This is a genomic window from Kitasatospora sp. NPDC056783 (assembly GCF_042789895.1).
Lineage (GTDB): Bacteria > Actinomycetota > Actinomycetes > Streptomycetales > Streptomycetaceae > Kitasatospora.
This window is the reverse complement of sequence record NZ_JBHUAF010000497.1, coordinates 1-5,153: the sequence shown is the minus strand read 5'-3', so window position 1 is coordinate 5,153 and position 5,153 is coordinate 1. Positions and strand designations below refer to the sequence as shown.

At 71.0% G+C, this 5,153-nt stretch carries 5 protein-coding genes; 3 read left to right on the top strand and 2 right to left on the bottom strand.

Annotated features, from left to right (window positions below; genetic code table 11):
- The first annotated feature begins 235 nt into the window (after positions 1-235).
- A complete protein-coding gene (locus ACFRMQ_RS37815; protein ID WP_380735406.1) occupies positions 236-1,624 on the top strand; it encodes an NADP-dependent succinic semialdehyde dehydrogenase in 1,389 nt (462 codons plus the stop codon).
- Between the two features lie 70 nt (positions 1,625-1,694).
- Here the strand turns inward: ACFRMQ_RS37815 and ACFRMQ_RS37810 are convergent, their stop codons facing one another.
- Entirely contained in the window at positions 1,695-2,012 is a 318-nt protein-coding gene (locus ACFRMQ_RS37810) for a hypothetical protein (RefSeq protein WP_380735405.1), read from the bottom strand.
- Positions 2,013-2,068: 56 nt separating this feature from the next.
- Positions 2,069-3,061 carry a Ku protein gene (locus ACFRMQ_RS37805; RefSeq protein ID WP_380735404.1) on the bottom strand — a complete coding sequence of 331 codons (993 nt, stop codon included), beginning with the start codon at positions 3,059-3,061 and terminating at the stop codon, positions 2,069-2,071.
- 99 nt (positions 3,062-3,160) lie between these two features.
- On the opposite strand from ACFRMQ_RS37805, the gene ACFRMQ_RS37800 reads away from it, so the two are divergent.
- Together ACFRMQ_RS37800 and ACFRMQ_RS37795 are read left to right on the top strand one after the other, a co-directional pair.
- The gene (locus ACFRMQ_RS37800; RefSeq protein WP_380735403.1) at positions 3,161-3,445 is read left to right on the top strand and encodes a hypothetical protein; all 285 of its coding nucleotides are present in this window, start codon (positions 3,161-3,163) and stop codon (positions 3,443-3,445) included.
- A gap of 210 nt (positions 3,446-3,655) precedes the next feature.
- The gene (locus ACFRMQ_RS37795; protein ID WP_380735402.1) at positions 3,656-5,095 is read left to right on the top strand and encodes an amino acid permease; all 1,440 of its coding nucleotides are present in this window, start codon (positions 3,656-3,658) and stop codon (positions 5,093-5,095) included.
- Positions 5,096-5,153 lie beyond the last annotated feature (58 nt).

Genomic DNA, 5,153 nt, shown 5'->3' with positions numbered 1-5,153 from the left:
CCTCGACGGCCTCCTCGGAGCCCGCGACGTCGGAGAACGTCGTCTTGGGCGTGTCCTTGGTGATGAGCTTCGCCTTGGACTTGCCGAAGTTCATGACGCGGGAGCCGCCGCCCTGCATCTGGTTCATCAGGAAGAGGAAGACGACCACGATGAGGACGAAGGGGAGGGCCTGCATGAGTCGTGCGGGGTGTGAGGACAGACGCACGGACCCTCGACCCCCTCCTGGGAGCCCCGCATGCCCATCGCCAGCGTCAACCCCGCGACCGGCGAGACCCTCCAGACCTTCGACCCCCTCGACGCGGCCGGCGTCGAGCGGCGGCTGGCCCGCGCCGAGGCCGCCTTCCACAGTTGGCGCGGCACCTCCTTCGCCGCCCGTGCCGCCCTGATGCACCGCGCCGCCGACCTGCTGGACCACGGCCAGGAAACGGTCGCCCGCACCATGACCGAGGAGATGGGCAAGCCGCTCGCCGCCGCCCGCGCCGAGGCCGCCAAGTGCGCCAAGGCGATGCGCTGGTACGCGGACCACGCGGAGGCACTGCTCGCCGACGAGCACCCGGCCGAGGCCGACGTCGCCGACTCCGGCGCCGCCCGCGCCTATGTCCGATACCGGCCGATCGGCCCGGTACTGGCCGTCATGCCCTGGAATTTCCCGTTCTGGCAGGTCATCCGGTTCGCCGCGCCGGCCCTGATGGCGGGCAACGTCGGCCTGCTCAAGCACGCCTCCAACGTGCCCCGCACCGCGCTGGCGCTGGAGGACCTGTTCCAGCGGGCGGGATTCCCGGAGGGCTGTTTCCAGACCCTGCTGATCGGCTCGGGCGCGGTCGAGGGCGTGGTCCGGGACCGCAGGGTCGCCGCCGTCACCCTCACCGGCAGCGAGCCGGCCGGGCGGGCGGTGGCGTCCGCCGCGGCGGACGAGGTGAAGAAGGCCGTCCTGGAACTGGGCGGCAGCGATCCGTTCGTCGTCCTGCCGAGCGCCGACCTGGACGCCGCGGTGCGCACCGCCGTCCGGGCCCGGGTGCAGAACAACGGCCAGTCCTGCATCGCCGCCAAGCGCTTCGTCGTGCACACCGACGTGTACGACCGCTTCACCGCCGCCTTCACCGAGGCGATGCGCTCGCTGCGGGTCGGCGACCCGATGGACGAGGACACCGACGTCGGTCCGCTGGCCAGCCGCCAGGGCCGGGACGACCTGGAGGAGCTGGTCGAGGACGCCCGCACCCGCGGCGCCCGGGTGGAGTGCGGCGGCGGACGGCCGACCGGCTGGGACACCGGCTGGTTCTTCGAGCCGACGGTGCTGACCGGCATCACCCCGGCGATGCGGATCCACCAGGAGGAGACCTTCGGCCCGGTCGCCACCGTCTACCGGGTGGCCGACCTGGACGAGGCGGTGGCGGTCGCCAACGACACCCCGTTCGGGCTCAGCGCCAACGTCTGGACCACCGACGAGGCCGAGCGGGAGCGCTTCGTCCGGGACATCCAGGCCGGCGGGGTGTTCTTCAACGGGATGACGGCCTCCCACCCGGCGCTGCCCTTCGGCGGCGTCAAGCGCTCCGGGTTCGGGCGGGAGCTGTCCGGGCACGGGATCCGGGAGTTCTGCAACGTCACCACGGTGTGGATCGGCTGAGTCCTCCCGGACCCCCGCTCACTCCGGCCGGGTCAGGCCGCCCCGATCGGACCGGGACACTCCGGCCGGGTCAGGACGCCACCCGGTGCCTGCCCGGTCCGGGGGTCATCCAGCGGGCGACCACCCCGCCGATGGCGATCAGCGTCAGGCCCCAGAAGATCGCCATCGGCACCAGCACCGGCAGCAGGCTCACCTGGACGGCGACCATGCAGAGCCCGATCGAGAGCGCGATCATGAACGTCACCACGGTGGGGCTGAGGCTGAGCAGCCAGTGCCAGGCGCGGTGGCCGAAGCCCCGGCCACCGCGGACCGCGGGGCCGGTACCGGGTTCCGTGCCGGTTCCGGCCTCGGCCCGGGCGTCGATTTCCTTGTAGGTCAGCAGGTCCATCGGGATCGTCTCCAATGCGGACGGCTGGACGGGCGGGAAGCCTGCCCCGGAGGGGGTCAGGACGCCTTGCGGGGAGCCGCGGACTTCCGGGTGGTGGTCTTCTTCGCCGCCGGACTCCCCTCGGCGGTCCTGGCGGCGGCCTTCGATCCGTTCTTCGTGTCGGACCCCGACGCCGTCTTCGCGGCCTGCTTCGAGGCGGTCTTCGGGGAGGCGGTCTTCGGGGCGGTCCTCGGAGCGGCCTTCGGGGCGGTCTCCCCGGCCCCGGCGCCCCGCCCGCCCTTGGCCTGCTTGAGGCTGCTGCGCAGCGCCTCCATCAGGTCGATCACGTTGTCCGGCGCCCCGCCCGGCTCCTCCTCGTGCGGCACCTCGACGCCCTCCAGGCGTGCGGTGATCACCTGCTGGAGCGCTTGCTGGTAGTCGTCGTGCAGCTGGGAGAGGTCGAAGTCCTCGGAGAGGGTGTCCATCAGCGACCGCGCCATCTTGAGCTCCTGCGGCCGGACGGTGACGTCCTCCTCGGGGCCGATGCCGGCCGCCGGGCGGACCTCGTCGGGCCAGATGCAGGTCTGGAGCACCAGGGTGTTGTCGTGCACCCGCAGCACCGCGGGCGACTCCCGGGTGCGCAGCGCGATCTTGGTGACGGCGATCTGCCCGGACTGGGTGAGCGCGTCGCGCAGCAGCGCGTACGGCTTGGCGGCGGCCTGGTCGGCGACGCCCACGTAGTAGGCCTTGGAGAACATCAGCGGGTCGATCTCGCCCTCGTCCACGAAGGCCAGCACGTCGATGATCTTCTTGCTGGGCAGCGGCAGGTCGGCGAGGTCCTCGTCGGAGAGCGTGACGGTCCGCCCGTCGGGGGACTCGTACCCCTTGGCGATCTCCGCGTACGGAACCTCCTTCTCCTCCCGCTCGCAGTACCGCTTCATCCGCACCCGGCCGCCGTCCTTCGCGTGCACCTGGTGCAGCGGGACGTCGTGCTCCTGGGTCGCGGAGTACAGGTGGACGGGGATGCTGACCAGCCCGAAGCTGATCGTCCCCTTCCAGGTGGTCTGCATGGGGCCGCTCCTACGACATGCCCCCGGAAGTCCCACTGTGCCCGGATTCGCGCGGATCGGCCACACCGCGCCGACAATGGGCCGAGGAGGTCGATGCGGATGACCGCCCACGGCCGGGAGAACCGGCGGGAGGACCGGCGGGAGTGCGGCCGGGAGCCGCCGCCGGAGCGGTACGGCTACCTGGTGACGTACACGGTGCGGGGCGAGTCCGGCGTCCGGCGCGCGGAGGTGACCGTGGTGCCCGGATACTCGCAGGAGGAGGACATCCCCCGGATCCTGGCCGCCCGGCTGGCCGGACGGGCCCCGGACGCGGACGGGCTCACCGTCCTCGAACTGCGGCCGATTCGAGCGCCGACAGGGCCTGGAAGCCTTTTCGATCACTGACGTTGCGTCAGATTTGAGGCTTCCATGCCACCTTTCCACCCACTCTGACCAGGGCTTTTGTGTCCGTTTAGCGAACAGTTACCAAGACATTGTTCCGATCATCGGTGCACAGAAGTTAGGTTGCGATGCAACGCGCGGTTCAGTCCCCCACCCTCAGGCACATCGAGCCGAGGGACGTACACCGCGCTGGAAAGGCACAGGGCACCCTTGATGAGTGCGGACACCACCAGGCCCGTGACGGCCACGAAGGTCCCCCAGCAGTCGGGACCGATCGGACACGGCGGCGACGGCCACCTGAAGGCGGGTCTCAAGAACCGCCACCTCTCGATGATCGCCATCGGCGGCGTGATCGGCGCCGGCCTCTTCGTCGGCTCCGGCGCGGGCATCGCGACCACCGGCCCGGGCATCCTGCTCTCCTACACGATGGCCGGCGTGCTGGTCGTCCTGGTGATGCGGATGCTCGGCGAGATGGCCGCGGCCGACCCGCAGAGCGGCTCCTTCTCCGCGTACGCGGACCGGGCGCTCGGCCGCTGGGCCGGGTTCACCATCGGCTGGCTGTACTGGTTCTTCTGGGTCGTGGTGCTCGCGGTCGAGGCGACGGCCGGCGCGAAGATCCTCAACGCCTGGATACCCGGCGTGCCCCAGTGGGGCTGGGCACTGATCGTCATGGCCGTGCTGACCGCCACCAACCTCTTCTCGGTCGCCTCCTACGGCGAGTTCGAGTTCTGGTTCGCCGGCATCAAGGTCGTCGCGATCGCCGCCTTCCTGGTGATCGCCACGCTCGCCGTCTTCGGCGTGCTGCCGGGCACCCACGCGGTCGGCGCCACCAACCTCACCGGGCACGGCGGCTTCCTGCCGCACGGGGTGGGCGCGGTGTTCACCGGCATGCTCACCGTGGTCTTCGCCTTCATGGGCAGCGAGATCGTCACCCTGGCCGCCGGCGAGTCGGAGGACCCGGAGAAGGCGGTCAGCAAGGCCACCAACAGCGTCATCTGGCGCATCGGGATCTTCTACCTGGGCTCGATCCTGCTGGTGGTCACCCTGCTGCCGTGGGACTCCGCCGACGTCAAGGCGAGCCCGTACGTGGCCGTGCTGGACCACGTCGGCATCCCGCACGCGGGCCAGGTGATGAACGTGATCGTGCTGACGGCCGTGCTGTCCTGCCTCAACTCCGGGATGTACACCGCCTCCCGGATGGCCTTCTCGCTCGGCCGGCGCGGCGACGCCCCGAAGGCCTTCGCCACCGTGACCGAGCGCGGGGTGCCCCGGGTCGCGATCCTGGCCTCGGTGGTGTTCGGCTTCATCGCCGTCTTCCTCAACTACACCTCGCCGGACACGATCTTCGCCTTCCTGCTCAACTCCTCCGGCGCCGTCGCGCTCTTCGTCTGGCTGGTGATCTGCTTCTCCCAGCTGCGGATGCGCAAGATCATCGAGCGCGAGATGCCCGAGCGCCTGACCGTCCGGATGTGGCTGTACCCGTACCTGACCTGGGTGGCCATCGGCATGATCGGGTTCGTGGTGGCGTACATGTTCACCGACGCCGACGGGCGCAAGCAGATGTACCTGTCGCTGGTCGCCGCAGCCATCGTGCTGGCGGCCTCGGCCGTGGTGGGCCGACGGCGGCGGGCCGCGGTGGCGGCGGGCTCCTGACCCGCCCGCCCCGCGCGTGAACGCCGGGCCCGGGAGCCGATGCGGAGGCTCCCGGGCC

What these genes read in the sequence shown, in the direction of transcription:
- ACFRMQ_RS37815 (WP_380735406.1), top strand. Translation starts at nt 236, where the DNA reads ATGCCCATCGCCAGCGTCAACCCCGCGACCGGCGAGACCCTCCAGACC.
- ACFRMQ_RS37810 (WP_380735405.1), bottom strand. Translation starts at nt 2,012, where the DNA reads ATGGACCTGCTGACCTACAAGGAAATCGACGCCCGGGCCGAGGCCGGA.
- ACFRMQ_RS37805 (WP_380735404.1), bottom strand. Translation starts at nt 3,061, where the DNA reads ATGCAGACCACCTGGAAGGGGACGATCAGCTTCGGGCTGGTCAGCATC.
- ACFRMQ_RS37800 (WP_380735403.1), top strand. Translation starts at nt 3,161, where the DNA reads ATGACCGCCCACGGCCGGGAGAACCGGCGGGAGGACCGGCGGGAGTGC.
- ACFRMQ_RS37795 (WP_380735402.1), top strand. Translation starts at nt 3,656, where the DNA reads ATGAGTGCGGACACCACCAGGCCCGTGACGGCCACGAAGGTCCCCCAG.